Source organism: Lactobacillus sp. UCMA15818 (genome assembly GCF_030400225.1).
In the GTDB taxonomy this organism is placed as follows: domain Bacteria; phylum Bacillota; class Bacilli; order Lactobacillales; family Lactobacillaceae; genus Liquorilactobacillus.
In genome coordinates, this window is sequence record NZ_VJYB01000009.1 from 43,304 (window position 1) to 68,464 (window position 25,161).

General features: G+C 36.2%; 18 protein-coding genes. 4 read left to right on the forward strand and 14 right to left on the reverse strand.

What is annotated here, in order from left to right; translation table 11 throughout:
- Positions 1–215: 215 nt before the first annotated feature.
- The 9 genes from mmuM to FFX44_RS09820 form a co-directional block, all read right to left on the reverse strand.
- A complete protein-coding gene (mmuM, locus tag FFX44_RS09780) occupies positions 216–1,139 on the reverse strand; it encodes a homocysteine S-methyltransferase (protein ID WP_289980476.1) in 924 nt (307 codons plus the stop codon).
- A 1-nt stretch (position 1,140) separates the two neighbouring features.
- Positions 1,141–2,532 carry an amino acid permease gene (locus tag FFX44_RS09785; protein ID WP_289980478.1) on the reverse strand — a complete coding sequence of 464 codons (1,392 nt, stop codon included), beginning with the start codon at positions 2,530–2,532 and terminating at the stop codon, positions 1,141–1,143.
- Positions 2,533–3,014: 482 nt separating this feature from the next.
- Positions 3,015–4,292: an NADP-dependent isocitrate dehydrogenase gene (gene icd, locus FFX44_RS09790; RefSeq protein ID WP_289980480.1), complete on the reverse strand. Its 1,278-nt coding sequence runs from the start codon at positions 4,290–4,292 to the stop codon at positions 3,015–3,017.
- 13 nt (positions 4,293–4,305) lie between these two features.
- Positions 4,306–5,388: a citrate/2-methylcitrate synthase gene (locus FFX44_RS09795; protein WP_289980481.1), complete on the reverse strand. Its 1,083-nt coding sequence runs from the start codon at positions 5,386–5,388 to the stop codon at positions 4,306–4,308.
- 28 nt (positions 5,389–5,416) lie between these two features.
- Positions 5,417–8,026 (reverse strand): aconitate hydratase AcnA, encoded by a 2,610-nt coding sequence (gene acnA, locus FFX44_RS09800; RefSeq protein WP_289980482.1) that lies wholly within the window; start codon positions 8,024–8,026, stop codon positions 5,417–5,419.
- 600 nt (positions 8,027–8,626) lie between these two features.
- The gene (locus FFX44_RS09805; RefSeq protein ID WP_289980483.1) at positions 8,627–10,090 is read right to left on the reverse strand and encodes a glycoside hydrolase family 1 protein; all 1,464 of its coding nucleotides are present in this window, start codon (positions 10,088–10,090) and stop codon (positions 8,627–8,629) included.
- Positions 10,091–10,110: 20 nt separating this feature from the next.
- Positions 10,111–11,025, reverse strand: a complete 915-nt coding sequence (locus FFX44_RS09810; RefSeq protein ID WP_289980484.1) for an ROK family protein — start codon at positions 11,023–11,025, stop codon at positions 10,111–10,113.
- A gap of 37 nt (positions 11,026–11,062) precedes the next feature.
- A complete protein-coding gene (locus tag FFX44_RS09815; protein WP_289980486.1) occupies positions 11,063–12,637 on the reverse strand; it encodes an alpha-rhamnosidase in 1,575 nt (524 codons plus the stop codon).
- A 20-nt stretch (positions 12,638–12,657) separates the two neighbouring features.
- Positions 12,658–13,878, reverse strand: a complete 1,221-nt coding sequence (locus FFX44_RS09820) for an MFS transporter (RefSeq protein ID WP_289980488.1) — start codon at positions 13,876–13,878, stop codon at positions 12,658–12,660.
- A gap of 139 nt (positions 13,879–14,017) precedes the next feature.
- Here FFX44_RS09820 and FFX44_RS09825 point away from each other — a divergent pair, with 139 nt between their 5' ends.
- A complete protein-coding gene (locus FFX44_RS09825) occupies positions 14,018–15,145 on the forward strand; it encodes an AraC family transcriptional regulator (RefSeq protein ID WP_289980490.1) in 1,128 nt (375 codons plus the stop codon).
- A gap of 370 nt (positions 15,146–15,515) precedes the next feature.
- On the opposite strand, the gene FFX44_RS09830 is transcribed toward FFX44_RS09825, so the two are convergent.
- From FFX44_RS09830 to FFX44_RS09850, 5 genes are read right to left on the reverse strand one after another with little or no spacing between them, the layout of a single operon-like run.
- The gene (locus tag FFX44_RS09830) at positions 15,516–16,175 is read right to left on the reverse strand and encodes an ABC transporter ATP-binding protein (RefSeq protein ID WP_289980492.1); all 660 of its coding nucleotides are present in this window, start codon (positions 16,173–16,175) and stop codon (positions 15,516–15,518) included.
- Positions 16,165–17,082: an iron chelate uptake ABC transporter family permease subunit gene (locus tag FFX44_RS09835; protein ID WP_289980495.1), complete on the reverse strand. Its 918-nt coding sequence runs from the start codon at positions 17,080–17,082 to the stop codon at positions 16,165–16,167. Before FFX44_RS09835 ends, FFX44_RS09830 begins: the two co-directional genes overlap by 11 nt.
- Positions 17,072–17,902, reverse strand: coding sequence for an ABC transporter substrate-binding protein (locus FFX44_RS09840; RefSeq protein WP_289980497.1), 831 nt, complete (start codon positions 17,900–17,902; stop codon positions 17,072–17,074). Before FFX44_RS09840 ends, FFX44_RS09835 begins: the two co-directional genes overlap by 11 nt.
- Before the next feature lie 37 nt (positions 17,903–17,939).
- Positions 17,940–18,764, reverse strand: a complete 825-nt coding sequence (locus FFX44_RS09845) for an NEAT domain-containing protein (RefSeq protein ID WP_289980500.1) — start codon at positions 18,762–18,764, stop codon at positions 17,940–17,942.
- Positions 18,761–20,494 (reverse strand): LPXTG cell wall anchor domain-containing protein, encoded by a 1,734-nt coding sequence (locus FFX44_RS09850; protein WP_289980502.1) that lies wholly within the window; start codon positions 20,492–20,494, stop codon positions 18,761–18,763. The genes FFX44_RS09845 and FFX44_RS09850 overlap by 4 nt, the downstream gene beginning before the upstream one ends.
- A gap of 283 nt (positions 20,495–20,777) precedes the next feature.
- Between FFX44_RS09850 and FFX44_RS09855 the strand changes: the two genes are divergently transcribed.
- The 3 genes from FFX44_RS09855 to FFX44_RS09865 are packed head-to-tail and all read left to right on the forward strand — an operon-like array spanning position 20,778 to position 24,993.
- Positions 20,778–21,398, forward strand: a complete 621-nt coding sequence (locus FFX44_RS09855) for a TetR/AcrR family transcriptional regulator (protein WP_289980504.1) — start codon at positions 20,778–20,780, stop codon at positions 21,396–21,398.
- A gap of 23 nt (positions 21,399–21,421) precedes the next feature.
- Positions 21,422–23,149, forward strand: coding sequence for an ABC transporter ATP-binding protein (locus FFX44_RS09860; protein WP_289980506.1), 1,728 nt, complete (start codon positions 21,422–21,424; stop codon positions 23,147–23,149).
- Positions 23,149–24,993: an ABC transporter ATP-binding protein gene (locus FFX44_RS09865; protein ID WP_289980507.1), complete on the forward strand. Its 1,845-nt coding sequence runs from the start codon at positions 23,149–23,151 to the stop codon at positions 24,991–24,993. Before FFX44_RS09860 ends, FFX44_RS09865 begins: the two co-directional genes overlap by 1 nt.
- Positions 24,994–25,161: the final 168 nt, after the last annotated feature.

The window sequence follows — 25,161 nt, forward strand, 5'->3', positions numbered from 1 at the left end:
ACATTTTCATGCTTTAACCGCACCCTCAGTGGTCCATTTAATAGCCTGCGTTCAACCGGACTCGCAGCATCGCCGGTTCTCTGCATGTGCACAACTATCTTGATCTCCACTTCATTGGTTTGTATGGACGAATATTAAATTATGATAAGACTAAATCTTTATCATCTTTTTGTCAACAAGATTTTAATTTTTTTTCAAATTTAGGCTATACAATATTATTGCTGTGCAACAATATTAGCAATCTCACGAATCTCATCTGGCGTAGTACGGCAACAGCCACCAATTATTTTAGCACCCGCACTAATCCAAGTTGGAACTAAATCGCTAAATGTCTGAGCTCGCGTATTAATCTGCCATTTTTTTGAAATAGGATCATATATATCACCATTGTTAGGATAGACAATTAACGGTTTCTTTGTTAATACGCGAATCTCATTCAACACAGGCGTGATGTTCTCCAAAGCTGTACAGTTGACTCCAATTGCACTAACATTCTCAAACTGATTAAGATATTTCACGACCTTTGCCAAGCTAGTACCATCACATAAATGTTTATCATCTTTTATACTGAGAGCTATCCAAGCAGTCGTCTCAGGAAATTTCCGCTCCAACAACTCTGTAATCGCTTCAAGTTCAATAAAGTTAGGTTGTGTTTCAATCGCAAATAAGTCGACTCCAGCCTCAACTAAAGCCTGCATTCTTGGATAGTGAAAATCTTGAAATGCTTTTATTGATAAATTATAATTTCCAGTATATTCACTTCCGTCAGCTAAAAAAGCACCATATGGACCGATACTTCCCGCCAATAATAAATGTTTGTTCGTTGAAGATTCTTTTCTTGCTTCTTGGGCACAAAAAACGGCTTGCTTGATTAACGCAATACTCTCGGCAGCATCCATCCCTTGCTTCATGAATGCTTGTCTTGTTGCCTGATAAGTATTTGTTATTGCTATATCTGCTCCAGCTTTGAAGTAATTTTGATGCACCGTTGTTATTTTCTGTGGCGCGTCTAAAAGTGCTGTTGCCGACCATAACTCATTGGCAGTGTCGACTCCTGCCTTTTCAAGCTCAGTTGCCATTGCTCCATCAAGTACCAACAGTTTCTTTTCATTTAACAATTCAAGTAATGGTGCTTTCATTTTAAACCTCCTCCTGCTCATTTTTTATATCGTGTCTCTTCTTAAAAAAATACAATCCATAACACCCTAGAATAAATGGTACCATATAAAACAATGCTGACCTTTGTGTTGGATCAAACACAATTAACACACATGATAATAGACTAGCTATCAGTGCAATCCATGGAATAAAGGGATAACCTGGTGTCACAAACTTAAGTTCATTAACTTTATGACCTTCTTTTATCCAATTTTTTCGAAAATTGATTTCTGAAAGCGCAATTGCTGCCCAAACTAACACAACTGCAAGCCCAGAAATTGAGACCAATACTAGATATACGGTTGATGCTGCTACAACACTGGACAGAAGTGCTAAAATTCCACCTAACATGCTGGCAATTAATGCGTATAATGGAACTCCATTACTTGTCGTTTTGGCAAAAACAGGGCTAATCATTTTCTCATGCGATAGCGACCATAGCATTCTGGTTGAAGCATACAACCCTGAATTTGCAGCTGACAAAATTGCTGTTAAAATCACAAAATTCATAATATCGCCTGCAAATGGTAGTCCAATACTCTTAAAGACAAGAACAAATGGGCTTTGACCTACTCCAGCTTGTTTCCAGGGAATAAGAGTTGCCATTACAGTAATACTGCCAATGAAAAAGACAATTAAGCGCCAAAGCGTTGTGTGAATTGCCTTTGGAATTGTTCTTGCAGGATCCTTAGTTTCTCCAGCAGTAACCCCAATCAGTTCCGTTCCCGAAAAGGCAAAGTTAACAGTTAACATCGTGGTAAAAACTCCTTTGAATCCGGTAGGAAAAAGTCCATTCGCATAAAGATTGTGAAATAAAGGCTGTGGATTATATTTCTTAAACGAAAATATTCCGAAGATAGCCAACCCGCCAATCCCAATAAAGAAAATAATTGCCAAAACTTTAATACTTGCGAACCAAAACTCTGTTTCCGCAAAGAAACGAACAGAAAATGCATTCGAAGCAAAAATAATAATCATAAATAACAAACTCCAGCACCAGGTTGGCGTTTTAGGGAACCAATTTTGCATAATCAAACCTGCAGCCGTAAACTCTGAACCCAACGCAACAATCCATGTAAGCCAGTACAAGATTGCAACAGTAAATCCCGTTGCAGGTCCAATAAAACGTGTTGCATAAACATGGAATGAACCTGTTTGCGGCATAGCAACGGCTAGTTCTCCCAAGCAAAGCATTACCAAATAGACAATTATTGCACCAATTCCATACGCTAGAATTGTTCCTACAGGTCCTGCTTGATGAATTGTATATCCCGAGCTCAAGAAAAGGCCCGTCCCAATTACACCACCTAAAGAAATCATGAATAAATGCCTTACAGTCATCTCACGCTTCAGATTTTCACTCTTATCTGTCATTTCAAACTCTCCATCCTTCTACTCAATTAGTTACTTCTATAACAAATAAAAACCCCGCAGTCAATTTAGACTACGAGGTGATTATTCACGCTACCACTCGATCTTTGATTACTAAATTACTCTAGCAATCCTCAACAAGTCCTGATTTCAATTATAAACCATAACCTTGCTACGCTAACGGGTATAACCGTCTCATGCTCACTTTCTCAGCTCACAATCGAATTTTCAAAAAGACCATCTTCTCTTGTTTTCCCATCAGCTACTCTCAGCACTGTAACCTCTCTGTTAATGGCTCTTCAAGGTACTCTTCTTCTCATAAGTTTATTATCTTTAACACAAAATTTAACGTAATTTTACCGCTCAAAAATTAGTCTGTCAATCTTTTTTATATGTTTTTACCTTGAATGACCCTTCTTGTGCATTATTTTCATAAGTGAATGTGACATGGACTAACAAACTTTGAGTGCTTAAAAATTAATAAACTAGTCTCTCTTAGTTATTAACTCAATTAAGTAATCTGCAAAGCCGCTTGTCGAAAGTTCGGTGGCTTGTGGTAATACTGCTGCAAAGTCAACTGTGACATGCTGCTTCTCAATCGCAATCGTAACCGCATTTTTAATCTCTAGCGCAACCTTGTTCCACCCAATATACTCAAATAGCATTGCTCCTGAAAGAATTAGTGACGTTGGATTCAGCTTGTTCTGTCCTGCAAATTGCGGAGCCGTCCCATGAGTGGCTTCAAAAATAGCACGCTTAGTCTGATAATTAATATTCGCACCAGGTGCAATTCCGATGCCACCAACTTGAGCAGCCAACGCATCCGAAATATAGTCTCCATTCAAATTCAGGGTTGCGATTACATCAAAATTCTCTGGATGCAGTAAAGACTGTTGAAAGAAATTATCAGCAATAATATCATTGACAAGCACTTTACCATCTTTTTTTGCCTGCAACTGGGCCTCATCAGCAGCAATTTTACCTTGTTTTTGTCTAATTTGATTGTATTCAACACTTGTAAATACTTGCTTTTTAAACTCCGCTGCAGCTTCATAACCCCACTTTTTAAAACTGCCTTCTGTTTTTTTCATGATATTGCCCTTATGTACAAGAGTAACACTACCCTTTTTTTGCATAATTGCATAATTAAGGGCAGCCCTTACGATTCTCTTAGATCCCTCACTTGAAACTGGCTTGATTGCAAAAGATGAAGTTTCTGGAAAACGTACTTTATCAATTTGGTGATTATCCTTGAGTAACTGTAATAATTTTTTTGCTCCTGCGGAACCACTTTCAAAATCAATTCCAGCATAGATATCTTCCGTATTTTCTCTAAAAACTGTAATATCAACATTTTCTGGATGCTTGACAGGTGACGGGGTCCCTAAATAATATTGTACAGGTCGGACACATGCAAATAAATCTAGTTCTTGCCTCAATGTTACATTAATCGAACGATGCCCCTCTCCAACTGGAGTTGTCAATGGGCCTTTAATAGCAACCAAATACTTCTTGAGAGTAGTTAATGTCTCCTCTGGCAGCCAAGTTCCACTCTCTTGATAAGAAGCTCCCCCAGCTAAAACCTGTTTCCAATGTACTTGCCGATCATTACCATAAATCTTGTTAACAGCACTATCAAAAACACGCCGTGCTGCTTGCCATATTTCGGGTCCAATTCCATCTCCAGCAATAAATGGAATTATTGGATTGTCAGGTACAATCAACTGCTCGTCGATAATCTTTAGTTTTTCCGGTTGTTTCATTTATAATTCCTCCTTATTTCTTTGAATAATGTTGGTTAGTTGGCCCAACATACTCTGAATTAGGACGAATCAAGCAATTTTCTTGTCGCTGCTCCATAATATGCGCTAACCAACCTGCAGTCCGGCAAGTTGCAAAAATCATGGTAAAAACTGATTTATCAAGGCCAATGCAATGGTATATCAAAGCAGTATAGTAATCGACATTTGGATGAAGTCCAAACCGTTCCAGCATGTAGCGCGCAAGTTCTTGCTGAATCTTAAAATAGTGCTCATTTCCTGTTCGCGGAGCTAACTTTGCTGCAATATCTTCCAAAATAAAGGCACGAGGATCTCCATTTTTATAAATTCGATGACCAAAGCCCATTATTTTACGCTTTTTCTTCACTTGGAGTTCAACAAAATCTTTTGGATCGATCTGTTCTCTTTCAATATCTTCAATCATCTCAAAAACACGCTCATTAGCACCACCATGCAGAGGACCTTTTAAGGCAGAAACAGCTGCTGTTAAGCATGAATAATAATCAGCAAAAGTTGAAGCAACAACACGCGCAGTGAATGTTGAAGCATTGAATTCATGATCAGCTTGTAAAATCATAACACTGGAAAACATTTTAGTTAGTTTTGCATCGGGCCGTTTTCCTTTAATCATGTATAAAAAATTCTCAACAACATTCAATTTAGGATCAACATCAATTAATGGCTCATTATCCCTGATTCGCAAAATTGCGGCGATTGCTGTCAGCATTTTGGCTAAAATTTTGGGTGGTTCATCATGCTCAACATCATTTGTTGTTCCTAGAAGTGACGTAGTCGTTCTAAGAATACTCATTGGATGCTGTGGTTCCCTAGCAATATAGAGCAGTAACCGAATTGTTTCAGCTGGTAAAACCATCTTACTAACTAAATCAGCCCGAAAATCTTGAAGTTCTTGTTCACTTGGCAACCTTGTATGCCATAGTAAGAAAACCACTTCTTCAAACGAAGCTTCACTCAACTCTTCAATTGGGTATCCAGCATAAGTTAAATGACCGCCGACTGTGGAACTTATTTTAGTCTGATCGACCACTATGCCTGCCAATCCTCTTGGATAATCCATCCTAATTCCCCTCCTTAATGATGACCCATTAATTCCCAGAAATTCTTTTTCCTAATACATATGGCAAAATTCCATTCGCCTGATAATACTTGATATCAATAGGTGCATCAAACCGCGAAATCACATCAAATTTGATTATTTTATTTGCAGACTCAGCTATCACATGCGCACGCTTCCCGTCCAACGTAATTGAGAAACTTTCTGTGCCATCGAGTCCGAGTGACTTTGCATTTTCATTTGGTAAATACTGTAATGGCAAAACTCCCATCATTACCAAATTGGAACGATGAATCCGCTCGAAACTCTCAGCAATAACTGCCTTAACGCCTAATAACTGAACACCCTTAGCCGCCCAGTCACGAGACGATCCCATTCCATAATCCTTTCCTGCCAAAATTATTGAACCTATTTTTTGGGCACGATAATTCATTGCAGCATCATAAATTGTAGTCTCTTCGCCGGTCAACCAATCCTTAGTAAAACCGCCTTGTTTATCCGGTGTTAATTGATTTTGCAGACGAATATTCGCAAGTGTACCCCTAACCATGACCTCATGGTTCCCGCGCCGTGAACCATAAGAGTTGAAGTCTTGTGGATCTACTCCATGTGCTATTAAATACTTTCCTGCCGGTGTTCTTTGCCCTATGAATCCAGCTGGAGAGATATGATCCGTTGTAATTGAATCACCTAACTTCGCAAGCACTCTCAAATCAGTCAATTTTTTTTCGCTTTTTTCAAATAACGGAGGCGAGGCAAGGTAAGTTGACTTCTCATCCCAATTATAATTAATTGACTTAGTGCTCGGAAGTGCGTTCCAACTTGCATTTTGTTTAAAAATATTTCCATAGTTATTTGAAAATAGACTTGGTTTCAAATAATTGTGAATTACCTCACTTATTTCTTCAGTTTTTGGCCAAAGATCAGCTAAATATACTGGTTTTTGCATCTTATCATATCCAAGTGCTTCCTTACTCAGATCAATATCAAGCGTTCCCGCCAATGCGTATGCGACAACCAATGGTGGTGAAGCTAAATATGTATCTTTAACAAGTGGGTTCACTCGCCCTTCAAAATTACGATTACCACTTTCAATCGCAGCAACTGGATACCCAGTCTCCGCAATTACTTCTTGTACCCCGTCTTTTAACTTTCCTGAATTGCCAATGCAGGTTGTGCAGCCATACCCGACGATATTAAACCCTAAATCATCAAGGTATTCTTGTAGTTTTGCCGCAACAAGGTACTCTGTAACCACACGTGAACCCGGTGCGAAAGAAGTCTTTACATACTTTGGAATCTTCAATCCATTTTCGACAGCCTTCTCAGCCAGCAAACCTGCTGTAATCAAAATTTCTGGATTCGATGTATTTGTACAACTTGTAATTGCAGCAATCCCTAATGCTCCCGGACGCAACCGAAAATCTTTTTCTTCAACACTAACCTCACAATCAGCTAACTCATCATACTTTCTAAACTGCTGCGCAAGCTCGGGTAATTTAACCAGATCCTGTGGCCTTTTTGGTCCGGCAACACTACTTTCGACTTCACTCAAATCCAATTCAACATATTCTGAGTATTTTCTTTCCTGATCTTCTTTTTCTTGATAAATCAAAGAATTTTCTTTAGCATATGCCTCAACAATCTCAATTTGTTCTTTAGTCCGATCAGTCAAACGTAAATAATCTATTGTTTGTTGATCAATGGGGAAGAATCCACAAGTAGCTCCATACTCTGGAGCCATATTTGAAATGGTTGCTCGATTGGCTAACGGCAAATTCTTCAAACCGGGACCATAGAATTCTACAAACTTACCAACAACATTAAATTCTCTTAATAGATGCGTTAAGGTTAACGCTAGATCTGTTGCGGTAGCAGTAGCAGGCAGCGCTCCTGTCAAACGTACCCCCACAACTTGCGGCATTGGAAAGTAAGATTCCTGTCCAAGCATACTGGCTTCGGCTTCGATTCCTCCCACTCCCCAGCCAAGAACACCCAGTGCATTAATCATTGTCGTATGCGAATCAGTTCCCACTAAGGTATCTGGAAACAAAACCGGGACCAAAGCATCGGATTGTCTGATAACCGATGAAAGATACTCAAGATTAACCTGATGAATAATTCCGGTATCTGGAGGAATTACAGAAAGATTATCAAAACTTTCCTGGGCCCACTTCAAAAATAAATAACGCTCCTGATTACGCTTGAATTCTTGTTCGATATTATATGCAAAAGCATCATCATTGCCAGCCATATCAACTTGAACAGAATGATCAATCACAAGATGAACTGGCACGTCAGGATTGATTTCATTTGGATCCTGTCCACGAGCTTCGTACTCCTCACGCATTGCTGCCAAATCAACCAATGCAGGAACCCCTGTAAAATCTTGCAGGATTACTCGTTCTGGTTTATATGGAATATCATGATCATGTTTTTGATCCCAATCCAAAAAGTTAGGTAAGAACTGTCGCATTTCAGCATGTTGATCACTTCTACGTAATGTTAGTTCTAATAAAATTCTAATCGAATAAGGCAGTTCTTGAATCTTTTCGCCGTTGTCCACCATGAATTTATTAATATTATAATATCGATATTTATTACCGCCAATCACGATATTATTGCGATAATTATCTACCATTCTTAAATCCCTCCATCCTTTTTTAACTACATTTTAATTTTCGCTTATTCTAACATAATTTTAATATTGCACAACTCACATTCAATGTTAATTCCTCTTTTTTATTTATTATTTAGAAATATTATCACTTTGAAAATTTGTTAAGTAATTATGTAAGCGCTATTTTTTTGTAAAATTAATATTTTTGACTACTATCCTTACTATTGTTATTATATTTACTTTTCCCACACAAATTATGAATTTAATCTAAACACTCAAAAAATTTATACTTTATTTCAGGTTGCATTCTACTCTAATTCCATTTTTATTTACATACACCATTGAAGCTTTACTTATCATAAAAGTAATCTTGGTTTTAAAACAAAATCATCTTTAATCTTAAAAAGATTCTTTTCGCTTTTTTAAGCCCACTATATTACCAACTTATGTTATACCTTTAGATAATATTACCATCGGACAAACAAAAACCCATTTTAGATTGTTGTATTAATCAATCTAAAATGAGTTAATATCTGAGCAAATTAAGCCCCACATTTACTTTATATAAAACGATAATGGTATCATTAATTTTTTAAATTAGAATTTCATATCTAATAACAGTTAAACACCTTTCCCATTACTTTCAATTACCTTCTGATACCAGTAAAAAGAATCTTTGGGTATTCGCTGCAAACTACCTTTTCCATTGTCATCAAGATCAACATAAATAAATCCATAGCGTTTGCTCATTTGTCCCGTTGAAGCACTTACTAAATCAATACAACCCCAAGGAGTATATCCCATCAAGTTAACACCATCTGCTACTGCTTTCGCCATTGCATGAATATGCTTTTTCAAATAATCAATCCGATAATCGTCATGAATTTTATGATCAGTAGTCAATTTGTCAAAAGCTCCTAATCCATTTTCAACTATAAATAATGGTTTCTGATAACGGCCATAAAGCTCATTTAGTGCAATTCTCAGCCCTGTTGGGTCAATCTGCCAACCCCAATCACTCGTTTGTAAGAATTGATTACTAACACCACCAATTAAATTACCAGCTGATTTAACAGTATCTTGATGAGTAACATCAGTGACACTTGACATGTAATAACTGAATCCAATATAATCTACTGGATATTTTTTCAGCAACTGCAAATCTTGTTCTGTAATCTTCAATCGTTGCGAATCAACCTGATAATCATGAAAGATTCTCGCAGTAGATGCTGGATATTCTCCTCTTACTTGTACATCCGTACAGAAAAAGTTAAAGTCCTGTATTTGCTTCAAATTAGCCCATTGATTTTTGGGATTAGCATCAACAGCATAAATGGTAGCATACAAAATCATGCACCCAATTTGCAAATTCGAATTTACCTGATGTCCAAATTTAACTGCCAATGCACTAGCAACAAATTGATTGTGCCACGCTTGAAAAATATTGGTATAATCATTAGATCCATTACTAGGCATCAATCCTTGGCTCATTATAGGAAAATGAAAAGCGGAATTAATCTCATTAAAAGTCATCCAATAACGAACTTTTTGTTTATATCGCTGTAAAACTACTTTTGCAAAACGTTCATAAAAAGTTATTAACTGCCTATTTTTCCAGCCCCCATAATTTTTAACCAGATTCAAAGGTAATTCATAATGAGAAATCGTAATGACAGGTTCAATCTGATATTTCAGACATTCATCAATTAACTGATCATAAAATTTCAAACCTGCTTCGTTTGGCTCAATCTCATCACCTTGTGGAAAAATTCGTGACCACGCAATTGAAAAACGGTAACATTTAAAACCCATTTCAGCAAATAATTTGATATCTTCTTTAAAACGCTGATAGTGTTCAATCCCGCGATGATTAGGATACTGGTAACGTTTCTCATCAATCTGTCCATTAAAGTCTTTACTACTAGCAAATGTAAGTCGCTGCTTTCCTCCTGGAAGAGCATCGGCAATTGATGGCCCTTTACCATCTTTTCTCCATGCACCTTCTAATTGATTAGCTGCCGTTGCACCACCCCAAAGAAAATTAGTAGGAAAAGCTTCAGATGATATTGCTTTAAAATCAACCATTACATTCTTCTCCTTCTTAATTAATAGCCCGAACTTTTATCTAAGTTTTGCAATAATCCGTAAAGTGCCCCATACAGATTTGCGCTATTTTCAAACTTAGCTTTTTTTATTTTCGGTCGTGTCAAAGTCTTCTTTACTAACGGTAAATCTGCCAAAATTTTATCATATTCTTGATTAATTGTTTCAACTAATAATGGTTGGCTGCTGATTCCGCCACCAATTGCATAAGTCGTCAAATCAACTACACTTTGAATATTCAATATTAAATAAGCAACACGTTGACAATATAACCTAAAGATCTTTAAAGCCTGTTCATTTTGTTGCTTTATTTGTTCAAATACCGCAATCCCATCTTTTTTATCGATTAGATTCAAAGTGTTTGCAATTTGCTTTATCATTTCAACAGCTGAGACATCCATCCCCACGAGTTTGGCAATATCTTGCTTTTGATAATTGTTAACCATAAAACTTAACTCTCCAGCTTGAAAATGACTACCAGGCAACAATTGATTGTTAAGAATTATTCCACCACCAACCCCTGTTCCAAGAATGATTGCTGCTGAATCAGGATGATTTTGTAATGCTCCCAACCACAACTCAGCAAGTGCAGCAGATTTACCATCATTTTCAACTCCGACTGGTAATAAGCCAAATTCAGATTGAATCATTTCTTTAAAATTTATTTTATCTAAAAATGGTAATGAACCCCCAAAATAAACTATTCCATTTTTTGAATCGACTTTCCCAGGGACACTTACAGCTACCCCAAAAATTTCTTTTCGATAATCAGCGATAATTCTTATAAAAATTCGTTTAAATTCTTCAAAATTATTCGGCGTTTCCAACTGCTTTCTCAAAACTAATTTTCCTGAGTAATCTATCAAACCATATTTTAGATTTGTTCCTCCAATATCAATACTTAAATAATTTCGCATATAATTCTCTCTCCTTAGCCAAGTTAAACGCTTTAAATCATTTTTTTAAATACTTTCTTAATAAATATGCAGGAGTACAGCTCCATGCATGGCAATAACTATTGATGGCCATACTGTTATACGGGGAAAAGGTTGGCTTTTCAGGTTGAAAGGCCTCCCAAAAAGTATCAGCGCCATACTTGAGCATGCTACCCCAATACTTTTTAATCAAGGTAACAGCAATATCTGAATGCTGTGTTTCAAACAATGCAGCTGCAATATGATGATACATATACGGCGTAGCAATTCTAGATACTGGGAAGAGCTTCTGTACCGCTTTTTCCATCAAATCATGATTCTTACTTTTAGGCAAAACCTTTGCTAATGCCATCCAAACTTGACTTGCAATATTGACTTCTTTTTTTACCCCGCTCACAAACAATCCCTTTTCTTGGTCGTACAACTGGTTAATTGCAAAGCTTGTTAATTTGTCCAAAATCATACGATATTCAGTTGCGTCAAACGATAATTTATCTGCCAACATTAAAAATTGCTTCAATGCATAAATTAAAATTGCTTGTGCACATGTTGCCTTATCAAATTCTTGAGACCAATCGACAAAAACAGGCCACTGATCATCTAGTTCAACTCGTCCTTGTTGATTTACCAACAATAGTGCCTGATCGAGTTGCTTTCTTGCAAGTGGAAATAAATCTATAAGTACTTCTTGATCATGATAATGTTCAAAATAGTCGCTCAACGCCGAAATGAAAAACAGACTATAATCATAAAGAAAGGTATCATCTGGGATTGGCTTGGTTTTAGTAAAAATATTTGCAGTAATTCTTCCAGTTTGTGTACTCAATCCTCCAAATAAATATAAGCAGCGTTTTACTAATCCTTGATTGTCAAAAGTAATATAGTTGGCTAAAGCTTGTAAACGCAAATCTCCCAACCAAAGACGACGATCACGTTTAGGGCCATCTTCAAAAACATCTTGCATACAATCATGCAACGTCTTACAACTTACCTGATCAATTTGATCCAGCAAAGAATCTCCCGAATTTAATGGCTGTATTTGTTTCATGTCTACTGCGCTTTCAGCTATAAACTGAGGCTTGCTAAACACAGCCTGCCATTTTGGCGACGTATCCATGACTTCAATCATAATATATCGACAAGCATAGCGTCGTGGCAGTTTTAAGATATCAGGTAAAACATCTATATGCAGATATTCTTCGGCGAGCCACGAACTACTCAATAATCCCTTATATTCTTCATGATTGATTCCAATTTCAACTGGTAATTCGGCAAAAACTACATGTAGTGACAAGGGCGCATCCATTGGAGAACCTACTGAATTTATATTAACTTGAAAATGTCCAACCTGGTGATTTCCTAAGTCTAATATAATTCTGTCACCTTTTCCTAGTGCATGCTGATCAATTTCTGCAATCTTTTGTGCAGTTGGAACAGCCCGATATCCGAATAACGCTTGCTCATCTTTAACAATATTAACTATTCTTTCCGGTCTAATCGTTTTATATAATAATTGAGGCTTGGCCAACTCCGCTTTCTTCAATAACTTTGTATCATGATTAAACTTAATAGTTTGATTTATTTGAAATTCCATTTTTTCACACGACCTTTTCCTTATGACAATAGTTGTTTCTGATTTGAATTTATCTTAAGAATCACTATTAATGAAATTATTGCCAAGATAACCATCAAAAACCCGGCATTTAAAATTGCTGTTTTACTGGATTCCCCCAAAATCTCACCTGCATAAGGTGAGATAAACGCACCTAAATTCGAACCAACTAATGCAATTGAAGTATACAAAGGCGCTTTTTTTGGAGAAGAAGTTTCACTAATTCGGTTAAAAATATATGGAATAATCATGGCACCTACAATTCCCATCATGACACATAATATATAAATCAAATCGACTGTCTTTACCATACTAATTAAAGTCATGCCTAATCCAGACAAAACTAACCCCATTGGCAAAATATATTTATGCATAATCTTGTAGCAATATCCAAATAAAATTCCACCTGCCACACTTGCGAAGTTATAGATACTCCATGCATTGCTTGCTTGAGTAGCTGTGCCAATCTTTTCCTCAACAAAATAAGTTGGTAGTTTAATTGCTAAAACCATAATAGCAATCAAAATCAAAAATGTTAGTATAGCTAAAGTCGTAACTAGCAATTTCGAATCTTTTTGGACACTCACACCTTTTCCTTGTGCTGTAGCAAGTTCCTTTTGCTGTTCCTCTTCTTGCAGTTCTACTGCTCCATTTTTTTCTGGATCAGGAACAAAAAAGATAAAAAGTAGCAATGTCGGAATAAATAATAAATATACCCAATAAGCTGCATGCCAATTAATATTTAGTAACTGTCCTGCGAAATATGTCATTAGTGACGTCCCAATCCCAGCTATTGCAGACCGCCATCCCATTAACTTAGCTCTTTCATCACCAAAGAAAAAAACTCCAATCAGACTAATTGCTAATGGATTAGCTAAGCCTATTCCTATTCCTAGCACTGCACGTGAAACTAATATTACTGTAAAATTAGTTGAAAATGCAGGAATAACTGAACTAACAGATGCAATTACCAAACCTAAGACTGCTGTTTGTTTTTGCCCAATTTTTCGAACTACAAAGCCACTGACTAACACGAAAACGGTTACAAAAACAGACACAACAGTTGTTATTAATTCAATATTAACTAGCGACACATTAGAAAAATCTTTGCTCATTCCTGGAATGGTTCCCGTGATAACACTTGCAGCTTGCTCAACAATATTTAACGATAACAATGCAATAATAATTAAAATATTTCTAAATGAACTCTTTGATGTTGTCATTAATTTCACTCCCAAATTTTAAAACATATATTAAGATGATCATCTTATATATAGATTATACTTAATTAAAGCGCTTTTAATTGTATAATATTAGCAATATTGGTATTATATTGCACATAATTGAAAGGGGTTCCATAAAATGATAAATGCTTTGCCATTGCTTGAAGAATTTTATCTTTCGTCTAAGCTCTCTATCTTTACTTATAATCAAGTTGGAGAACAAACTGCTCAATTCAAACAGGCAGTATCACCAAATTTTCCTAATAAATTACTTTCCAAAATAAATTTTCACATCACTGAAGGTAGTGTAGAAATCTTTAATACTAAAAACAATGAATGCTTTAGTGTCATCTGCCTTCCTTCTTCGGAACAACGAATAGTAATTTTATGGTGTAATATCCAAACCATTGAAGCCTTAGGCTATTTTCGCGATAGTTTCCCCAGTATTAGCCTCGAACGTTTAATTTCTTATACAAAAGTGCTTTATTTTTGCTTTTTTCAAAAAATAGCTACTTTTGAAAAACCGTTATTTATTAGTGATTCATCTTTCACAAAAAATCAAACTGAGCAATTATCATTCTCACTAAATGAAGTTAATTATCATAATAGTTATTATAAAGAGCAACTAATGCTTGATGCATTGCAAAAAGGCATTTTAGTAGAATTCAGGCCTCGCTTAGCGGATTTTATACAAAGTGGAACATTTGGTGAAATGACTGTTGGAAACGAATTAAGAAATAGTAAAAATCTTTTAATTGCAGCAACAACACTTTTTACACGTGCAGCAATCAAAGGCGGAATGCATCCAGAATCTGCCTACGCTTTAAGTGATCGTTGTGTTCAACGAGTTGAGCGGCTTCAAAAAATTGATAGTATTGTTGAACTAATGCAAGAAATTGGTGAATTGTTTGTAAAAAGAATTCGTGCGGCTCAGAATTTCTCAGATTCTACCTTAATATTTTTAATCCAAGATTATATTTTTAAACACCTAAATGAACACTTGGAACTTGATAAATTAGCCTCAAAATTGGGATATTCAAAAGGTTATCTCTGTCGAGTGTTCAAAAATTCCACTAATCAAACTATTATTGATTATACAAATGAGCAAAAAATTCGTGAAATTCAAAGTGAATTGGTTTTTTCAAATAAAACTATTACAGAAATCGCCGTCAGTTTAGGATTTAACGATCAAAGCTATTTAACAAAATTATTCATCAAAAAGGTCAAAACAACACCTACAGCTTTTAGAAGAAAATATCATATGTAACCTATTACAAAATAATACCCATTTACTTGCCTATTACTACTCTTCACTATACCGAAGAAACAATCTATCCATGATAATGATTTTGGAGACTGCAAAGCTCTATTTACTGGATGTCTATGTTAAAAGTTTAAAATAGCTTCATAATTTTAATTTTGCTTAAATCATCTCTAGCTTTTCCTAAAAAAATAAAACCGGCTAGGTCTTATTTAAAGACTTACCAGTTTTTTACTCTTCTAATTCCAAATGACACCACTAATACTTGTAATTGATTGCTTAATGCTACCACTTTACTCATTACCTAATTTTAAATTATATCAGAATCATACAATCCACACGTGACCCTTATTTTTTGAGATTGAAATAACCTCCATTAATTAATACTATCTATTTCCAAATAATGCAAAATATTTTCAAGTATTAATATTTTGTCTGTTTTTCCAGTAACTAGCTTTTCAGGTGTCAAAAACCAAACATACTCACTGCATCTTCGTGCAAACTCTATATCGTGCAAGCTTATCAGAAATGTTCTTCCTCTTGACTTTTCTTGTACCAACATTCTGTAAAAAACTTGTTGATACTTGACATCTAAATATGTTAAAGGCTCATCTAACAATAATATTCTTGCTGGTTGTAAAAATGCATATGCTAGCCAGACTCTTTGCTGTTGTCCACCAGAAAGGCTGTTAATATCATTATTTAATAATTTGGTTAATCCAAGTTTAGCAATAATTTGATTATGTTGCTTTATATCAGATTCTGCTTTTTCCAAATGTGTAATTTCAAGTAACTGCTTAACTGTCATATAATCATAGACTTCACTTCTTTGCGGTAAATAAAATAAACTGTCATTTTCTAGCTTGATTTTCCCAGTTGTAGGTTTCATCAGGTGCGCCAACATTAACATTAGCGTTGTTTTTCCACTACCATTAGGTCCAAGTATTGTTGTTACATTATGTCTAACTATTTCCCCAGTTATCTTGCTAAAAACCTTTTTTGAACCATAAGATGCCTCTAACTCTTCAAATTGCACGTGACCACCTCATCAATAACATTAAGAATGCAGGTGCTAATAATACCAGTAAAACTGCATTCGTAGGTAATTCCGTTGGATAAAAAATAAAATGTGCAACCGTGTCTGCCAGAAGTACATCTAGAATACTAAAAACAATAACAAATGGTACTCTTGCAGCTATCCCTAAATGAGTATATTCACGAATCAGTTGATTAACTACTACTCCTGCAAAAAAAACAGTTCCTAACACAGCTGTCACTGCACCTAATAAACCTGCCGCAATTAATTGTAAACTCAAAGCTACTTTGGCTTCATCGATTCCCAGTTGCTTAGTTTGTAATTCAGGTAAGGCAAAATAATCCAAATATCTGCTGTTCTTTTGCCAGAAAACAATTGCGACTAAAGTAATCAAGGCCAGCCAGCCAACATCTAGCCACGTGACATTTGCCAGACTTTTCCCAGCCCAACCACTGCTTTCAGTCAAGATAGTTGTGAGTGCATTAAAAAACATTGCCAGACAAAAACCACCTATAATCAAGAACAAAACACGATTATGATATTTAAAAATACTGCTGCGTAGCAATAATAAACACAATATTCCAGCCACTGCTCCAATCAAGACACGATAAATCAGTGAAGCTGGTATTAAAACCGTTATTAATGCAATTGTTAATTCCGAACCACTTGCAATTCCTATCATTGAACCATCAAGGTATGGTTGTCGCAGTGTTGCTGCTAACAATACTGCGCTTAGACCTATTGCTAATCCCGTTCCAAGTTCAAATATTAATCTTGGCAGCCTTAATTGAATAATAATTAATTGCCAGTCACTTTGACTTTCTATCTTATATATTAATTGAAACAATGCTAAGAAAATACAACCTGAGAACATTAATCCAAAACTTAACTTTTGCTTATTCGTCAATCTGATTAAGCCACCTTTTTACTTGCTGATATGTCTGTCTAACTTTCAAATTGGCTGTCGGTGAAAATTTTGGTGCTTTTACATCATAAACATGATTTTCTTTAACTGCTTTCAAATCCTTATATGGACTTTGTTTAAAAGTTGTTATAAAAGCTGCCTTCACTTGTTTAGGCATTGCATGTGCCAATCGAATAACGATATCTGGATCAGCTTGTGCAATTGCTTCACTGCTTGCCGTAGTATAAAGTGAGGTCGAACTTGCACCTACTACCTCACCACCAGCTCTTTTGACCAAATCACCCAAATAAGTTTTTGCGTTCATTACTAAAAAGCTGCCGCCAGGCATTCCCATTAGTATCAAAACTTTGGGTTTCTTAATTCTGCTGACATTCTTTATCTTTATTCGTGCAAGCAACTCTTGTGCATCTTTTTGCCGATCATACTTCCTACCCAAATATTCAATACTCTTTACCAAGTTACCATAATTTTGAAAGTTTAAGGATTTCATGCCTATTTTTTGTTCTTTTAACTTACTTTGATACTCATCTGTCAGTTCAGAGTCTACATAGACTACCTCTGGTTTTGCTTTCAGTAAATTCTCCCAATTAATACTCACATGATTGCCCACACGCATAATATTCTGGTATCTCTGAGGTACCTTTTGAAGACTGCTGTCACTTGGAACACCAACTAACTTCATTTTTAAATGTGCAAAAACCTCTGTAATAGCGACCGTTGTTGCTACTATTCTGGGCTGCTTTTCAGATACTTGACTACTTTGTTTCTTCTGGCTGAAGTACACCAAGCCAAGAGCCATCATCAAGATAATAATACTTAAAATAACTTGCTTTATTTTCCTAGATCTTATAATGGCGAATCAACCCCCATACTCCAACACCGCCGCCAATTAATATTGCTGTTATTGAAAATCCGAGCATGCTCTTATTGCTGCTTTTGCTTTTATTATTATTGTTTTCTTTTTTATTATTCTTAGTTTTACTTTTTTTACTATTACTGGCTTTATTACTATTTTTTTTATTACTGCTTTCTGTTTTACTAGTTTTTTTGCTTGTACTCTGACTAGCTGTACTTGAAGTAGAAACAGAAGATGATGTTGAACTAGTAGCTGTTGCTGTGGTCGAACTAGAATTACTTGCAGCTACAGTTTTGGTTGTTGAACTACTGGTTTTATTAGAACTCGTCACAGTTTCTTGCTGACTGCTTGAAGACGAACTACTAGCAAGCGCCGGAATGCTTGCAGCATCTAGTAATAAAGTAAAACCGTACGTATGATGATAATCCATGCTATCAATGTCAACCTTCATATTACCTGTCATTGACTGCTTCACCGACTTGGTAGTGAAAGAAAAGGTGTAGTAATCTGCGTTTCCAGAAGTACTTTTGCTGACTTGTGGTCCCTGACCATTAATATTTAAAATTTGTACAGGAAATGAACCTAAATCATGACTTGTTTTAATCGTAATGCTAACATTATATTGCGTTTGCCCGACTGAAATGGTTGCTGGTTTTACAAAGTATGCATCCGCAATAGATGTCTGCGTTGTGCCATATTTTTCAATCGTATAGCTAGCCTGATATGAAGAAGCAGACACTTCACTTGTTTTTATGAAGAAGGCCAAAAAGAAAGTTCCTGCAACTAATAATAAATATTTAATTTTCATTTGCGAAATCTCCCAACACTAAGAAGCGTTCCTCCTAATCCAATTGCAGTAATAAGTGCTAGAACACCTAAGATTGAAGCATAAGAGTAGTTTGCCTCGCCTGTCTGCGGAAGAGTTGATTTACTACTTTGTTTTGCAGGACTATCAGCACTTGCAGAACTACTACTTACATCTGCAGCAACAGCCAGTGTTGGTGCGGTTACATCTTCAATATCTTTTGTTGTCGTTGTAGTTTTAGCACTGTCACTAGTTGTTGCTTCATCTGTTCCCTCAGTAATACTTTTAATAACTGCCAATGCCTGAACATTGTGAGTAAACAGATTTGGAATTGTGTAAGACACACCTATCAAAATCTTGTTACCAACTTTTAGATCAGCAGCTTTTTCTTTACTCAAAACTCCAGTCCACGTCCCGCTAGTTGCATTCGCTGAGGTAACATTTTTGGTCATCTCTACCCCATTGAATGTTACTTTCGTCATATAATTCATCATTTTGTTTTGTGTAATTGTCACCGTCGCTGTTCCATTACTATTTTTTTGAATCTTAATCGCATCAGACCAGATACCATCTGTTTGAATCATCGAAAGTTCATTTAAATCTTTGCCTTCAGCATCTGCTTGGTGATATTCAACGTTTGCCACACTGGTTTCTACTTCAGAACTTGAACTCGCAGAACTTGAACCTGTAGAACTTGAACCTGTGGAACTTGAACCTGTGGAACTTGAATCTGTGGAACTTGAATCTGTGGAACTTGAATCTGTGGAACTTGAATCTGTAGAACTCGAATCTGTGGAATCTGTATTTGTTGCAGCTTCTGCTTCAGCAACCGTTACTAAAGAGTCAGCTTTAACCAAACTTTTACTATTGATCACAACCACTGCATCAACTGTATGCGTAAAATTAATGCTTGCGACTGTATATGTCATATTGGCTACTATTTTATTTCCATTTGAAATTTTTTTCACAGTTGCAGCTGGAATCGTTGCAGTCCACGTTCCACTTGTTGCATCACTTGTATTAACATGCTTATCCATCTGTACACCATCAAACGATAAATTCGTCATATAATCCATCATACTTTGTTGTGTCAAAGTTAATTCAGCCGTTCCATCGCCTTTTAATTGGTAAGTAATATTGTCACTCCAAATAGAATTTTCTTGTATCATGGATGCTTCCCCTGAATCACCATCTAAAGCTGTTTCCTCATACTTATTGTACTCAACAGCTAGCGCATATTCACCTGGTTGATCAATTGTATCTGGAACACCACTGTTAATTTTTACGTAAAAATCATGATTTCCCTTATATGTGCCTGAGTTATAAGTAATATTTGATAAATATGTATCACCATTAATCAACTTTATAGCTTCTTGCGGTGACAAGTTAACACTCCAAGTACCTGTGCTACCTTCACTTTTTTCAACTAACGAGTGTCCATTAAAAGTTGCTGAAGTCATCACTGACATCATCGACTTTTGAGTAAAAACCAACTTTGCTTGATTACTTGAATTAACAACTAATTGTGCTGATGTATCCCAAAAACTATTCATTGCAGTAGAAGATTGAGTTGCATCTTCATCAGAATAATATCCTACATCCAATGTATATGTTCCTGTTGGCAAAACTTTCTCTATACTATCCGTACTTGCAGCATGAGCTTGCACAGTTCCACAAGCTAGAGCAAAAAATGCAACCGCTAACATTATGACTAACTTAAATCTTCTTTTCATGTATATTCCCCCTAGTCTTTAATTGAGAATCAATATCAATTAAGTTGTTTTAATTTTAGCACACTCTTAGAAATATTCAATAAAAAACCAAAAAAAATTTATGTAGATGAGAAAGTTTATTAGTGCACAATATTTATTACATTAGATTCTTTAAAAATAATATAAATTATCCGTCTGTTTTTAATCTTTCTTATTATTTTGGGGTTATTCTTGTTTTTTCTTTTCAGATAAACTATAATGACACATTGTCACATGACAAGTCGTCATAAAGGAGAAAACGATAATGCCCAAGGATACTTTTTTCAATCTTGCTCCCGAAAAAAAAGCAAGGTTGTTCGCTGCAATTAGTCATGAATTTTCAAGAAAGAGTTTTGATGATTCTGCAATCAGTGAGATCATTGAACTTGCAGGTATTCCTAGAGGAAGCTTTTATCAATATTTTGCCGATAAATTAGATTGCTATCTCTACTTTGTCGGACAAATCCAGAATGAACAAAATACACTTTATCTAACTATTTTAGAGAAGACTAGTGGGGATTTGTTCGAAGCATCCAAGCAATTTTTCAAGGCAAGCATTACGGACGTATTAGAAGGAAGTCACTCTGAATTTTATCAAACAATGATTGAAGCTCATGATTTTCGTCTTCAAAGAGCACTAGGGCATGGAAATATGCATCAATTAATTCAGAAACTATATGCACAAACTGATCTCTCGCTCTTACGAATCAACTCATTTGAAGAATTTCGCGATTTAGTTAGTTTGATGTTGAATATTTTCTTTAAATCTGTTGGTAGTTACTTTCACAATCATTCAAAAAAAGACTCGCTTTCTGTCGCTACTGTTCAAGAAAGTTGCCTTAAAATGCTTTCTTGGCTCCAATACGGAGTTGTAAAAATAAATTGATTTAGATGTTATGGAGGTCACTTATGTATAAAATAGTTCGCAATCGTTTGGAAACATGGCCCGTTTTAGCCGCCGCATTTTTTATGATTATTCAGGTTTTTTGCAATCTTAATTTGCCAACACTCACTTCTGATATGATCAACAAAGGTGTAGCCACTGGCAACACGACCTATATTTGGCATACTGGTGCAAAAATGTTGGGTATCACACTAATTGGGATCTTAGCCTCGGCTGGAAATGTCTTTTTTGCAGCAACACAAGCCCAAAAACTTGGTACTAAACTGCGGAATGTATTATTTGAAAAAGTTCTTAATTTCGGAAATCATGAGGTTGATAAATTTGGGGCTTCCTCACTCACAACAAGAACAACAAACGATGTACTACAAATTCAAAATGTGACAGTTATGATTTTACGAATGATGCTTCAAGCACCCGCAATGTTAATTGGCGGAATTATAATGGCCTATTTAAGTGAAAAGAAACTCACAATTGTTTTCCTTATATCTCTGCCGTTATTAGCAATTGCAATCGGAATTGTCATGTCCTTTGCTGGACCATTATTCAGCAGCTTGCAAAACAAAATCGACCGAATTAATCTTGTTTTTCGTGAAGGACTAACTGGCGTCCGTGTTGTCCGAGCTTTTCGACAAGACACTTTCGAACAAAATCGTTTTAAAGATGCAAATAAGTCCTATACAAATACGGCTATTAAAGCATTCAGATTGGTATCTTTGATGTTCCCAATTATGACATTAATTCTAAACGGAACAAACATTGGAATCATCTGGATTGGAGCTAACTTAGTTGCCAAACAGTCAATGGAAATTGGAAATTTAGTATCATTTATGACCTATGCTGCAATGATTTTATTCAGCTTTATGATGCTCTCAATGGTTTTTGTATTTATTCCCAGAGCGCAAGCTGCAGCTGTTCGTATTCAAGAAGTTCTAGACACAGAATATTCAATTAAAGAAAAGACACATCCTGTCTCCTTGAGTGATTCTGAACTCTCGCTTTCCTTTAAAGATGTTGCTTTTCGTTATGCTCACGCTGAACGCCGTGCACTTGAATCAATTAGTTTTAACTTACATCCAAGTGAAACACTCGCAATCATTGGTGGAACCGGCGCAGGTAAGTCAACTTTAATAAATCTGATTCCAAGATTATATGATATTGAAGCTGGACAGATTAGTCTTAATGGAACTGATATTTCCACATTGTCTCAGAATCGGCTCCATGAACAGATAGCATTCGTTCAGCAAAGGGCTTTCTTATTCAAGGGTACAATTCGGAGCAACTTACAGGTTGGAAAACCAGATGCGACTGAAGATGAAATGTGGCATGCACTTGAAATAGCACAAGCATCCAAATTCGTCAATGAACTTGATAAAGGGTTGGATTCCATCGTTGAACATAATGGAGCCAACTTCTCAGGTGGACAGCGCCAGCGTCTTGCAATTGCCCGTGCAATTATCAAACCAGCTGCGATTTATATCTTCGATGATTCGTTTTCTGCGCTTGACTTTAAGACAGATGCAAACCTGCGCAAGGCACTATCTAACGATGCAAAAATCGGTCAGAGCATCGTTATTATCGTTGCTCAGAGAATTGCAACAGTCACCACAGCTAATCAAATCATCGTTCTTGATGAAGGCAAAAATATTGGTCATGGAACACATGCTGAATTGAAAGAAAGTAACTCTACCTACCAAGAAATTATTAAGTCACAGTTGAAAGGAGAGGACATCTAATGGCTAATCATGGACCAGCAAGTAACATCGGTAAAACAACAGAAAAACCAAAGAATTTTTGGCAGACTACATGGCGTCTGTGCAAGTACATGGCACCTTGGAAATGGTTCTTATTCGTCGTTATTGCATTTGCGGTCGGCTCTGTTATTTTCCAGATTATTTCGCCCAAGATTTTAGGCGAAGCAACTACCGCTATTTTCAATGGTCTCTTAAAGGGATATAAAGAGATAAAAGCTGGACAGCATCTTAGTTCTCTTCCAATCGACTTTACAAAGATAAAAACTATTTTACTAACTGTCGGAATTATGTATATTTTCTCAGCTGCCCTGTCTTTTTTCCAACAGCTGATTATGGCCAATATTTCACAAAAAATTGTTTTCCGACTCCGCCAAGATCTTAAGTCGAAATTGCAAAGACTGCCAATTGTATATTATGATACTCACTCCAATGGTGATATCATGTCTCGTGCGATTAACGACATGGACAATATTGCTGGAACGTTGCAACAAAGTCTCGCGCAAATTGTCACGAGTGCCGTCACTTTTGTTGGCGTCTTATTCATGATGCTTTCAATCAGTTGGGAGATGACTTTGATTGCTTGTATTACCGTTCCACTTGGTATACTCGTTATTTCTCTAGTCGCCCCACGGTCACAAAAATATTTTGCAGCACAGCAAAAGAGCTTGGGTTTACTTAATGATCAAATCGAAGAAAGTTTTTCTGGACACACGGTTGTTAAAACCTTCAACAAGGAAAAATCAAGTATTAAAACGTTTAAAGAACAAAATGATACTTATTACTGTTCTTCATGGAAAGCCCAATTCATTTCTGGACTAATTATGCCTCTCATGAACTTTGTTTCTAATATTGGATATATCTTTGTAGCTATTGTAGGTGGCTTAAAAGTAGCAAATGGACAAATTACACTTGGAAATATTCAAGCCTTCTTACAATACGTCAACCAGTTCACTCAGCCAATCACACAACTTGCTAATTTGGCCAACACTATTCAAGCGACTGTTGCATCTGCTGAGCGTATCTTCCAAGTATTAGACGAAGAAGAAATGAAAGATACTAGCGTTGCAATAACAGATGAAACACAGAATATCGCGAAGATTAAGTTCGAACATGTCGATTTCGGCTACAATAACAGTGAAATCTTAATTAAAGATATGAATCTTGCAGTCAAACCCGGGGAAAAGGTTGCAATTGTTGGTCCAACTGGTGCTGGTAAAACTACTCTAATTAATCTGCTAGAACGCTTCTATGACATTAAGAATGGCTCACTTAAACTTGATGGACGTGATATCAGAAATCTAACACGTGAACAAGTCCGTGCGCATTTTGCGATGGTTTTACAAGATACGTGGCTTTTTACGGGTTCGATTTACGATAATATCAAATATGGGCGAGAAGATGCTGTGGAAGAAGAAGTCTATCAAGCTGCTAAAGCTGCCCATGCTGATATGTTCATTCGACAATTACCTAATGGTTACCAAACAATCCTGAATGAAGAAGCTTCGAACATCTCCCAGGGGCAGCGACAGCTCTTGACGATTGCCCGCGCCTTCTTAGCAAATCCAGATATTTTGATTTTGGACGAAGCAACTAGCTCGGTTGACACCCGAACCGAAATTCTTATTCAAAAAGCAATGGCACGTTTACTTAATAATCGTACTAGTTTTGTAGTTGCACATCGACTTTCTACAATTCGCGATGCTGATAGTATCTTAGTAATGAATCATGGGTCGATTATTGAGACTGGAAATCATGACTCATTAATGAAGCAAAATGGATTCTATGCTGATTTATACAATAGTCAATTTACCGTTCCCGTTGATTAGTTCTACTAAAAATAAAAAAGAGCTGTAATAAATTGTGACGATAAAGTGAACCCCCAAGATTGGACGTAAATCCAATCTTGGGGGTTTTACTATAATGAAATTTAATTTGAACTTCAAAATAAAAGTTGTAACCGAATATTTAAGTGGTATCGGTTCTACCACATTAGC

What these genes read in the sequence shown, in the direction of transcription:
- mmuM (WP_289980476.1), bottom strand. Translation starts at nt 1,139, where the DNA reads ATGAAAGCACCATTACTTGAATTGTTAAATGAAAAGAAACTGTTGGTA.
- FFX44_RS09785 (WP_289980478.1), bottom strand. Translation starts at nt 2,532, where the DNA reads ATGACAGATAAGAGTGAAAATCTGAAGCGTGAGATGACTGTAAGGCAT.
- icd (WP_289980480.1), bottom strand. Translation starts at nt 4,292, where the DNA reads ATGAAACAACCGGAAAAACTAAAGATTATCGACGAGCAGTTGATTGTA.
- FFX44_RS09795 (WP_289980481.1), bottom strand. Translation starts at nt 5,388, where the DNA reads ATGGATTATCCAAGAGGATTGGCAGGCATAGTGGTCGATCAGACTAAA.
- acnA (WP_289980482.1), bottom strand. Translation starts at nt 8,026, where the DNA reads ATGGTAGATAATTATCGCAATAATATCGTGATTGGCGGTAATAAATAT.
- FFX44_RS09805 (WP_289980483.1), bottom strand. Translation starts at nt 10,090, where the DNA reads ATGGTTGATTTTAAAGCAATATCATCTGAAGCTTTTCCTACTAATTTT.
- FFX44_RS09810 (WP_289980484.1), bottom strand. Translation starts at nt 11,025, where the DNA reads ATGCGAAATTATTTAAGTATTGATATTGGAGGAACAAATCTAAAATAT.
- FFX44_RS09815 (WP_289980486.1), bottom strand. Translation starts at nt 12,637, where the DNA reads ATGGAATTTCAAATAAATCAAACTATTAAGTTTAATCATGATACAAAG.
- FFX44_RS09820 (WP_289980488.1), bottom strand. Translation starts at nt 13,878, where the DNA reads ATGACAACATCAAAGAGTTCATTTAGAAATATTTTAATTATTATTGCA.
- FFX44_RS09825 (WP_289980490.1), top strand. Translation starts at nt 14,018, where the DNA reads ATGATAAATGCTTTGCCATTGCTTGAAGAATTTTATCTTTCGTCTAAG.
- FFX44_RS09840 (WP_289980497.1), bottom strand. Translation starts at nt 17,902, where the DNA reads ATGATGGCTCTTGGCTTGGTGTACTTCAGCCAGAAGAAACAAAGTAGT.
- FFX44_RS09845 (WP_289980500.1), bottom strand. Translation starts at nt 18,764, where the DNA reads ATGAAAATTAAATATTTATTATTAGTTGCAGGAACTTTCTTTTTGGCC.
- FFX44_RS09850 (WP_289980502.1), bottom strand. Translation starts at nt 20,494, where the DNA reads ATGAAAAGAAGATTTAAGTTAGTCATAATGTTAGCGGTTGCATTTTTT.
- FFX44_RS09855 (WP_289980504.1), top strand. Translation starts at nt 20,778, where the DNA reads ATGCCCAAGGATACTTTTTTCAATCTTGCTCCCGAAAAAAAAGCAAGG.
- FFX44_RS09860 (WP_289980506.1), top strand. Translation starts at nt 21,422, where the DNA reads ATGTATAAAATAGTTCGCAATCGTTTGGAAACATGGCCCGTTTTAGCC.
- FFX44_RS09865 (WP_289980507.1), top strand. Translation starts at nt 23,149, where the DNA reads ATGGCTAATCATGGACCAGCAAGTAACATCGGTAAAACAACAGAAAAA.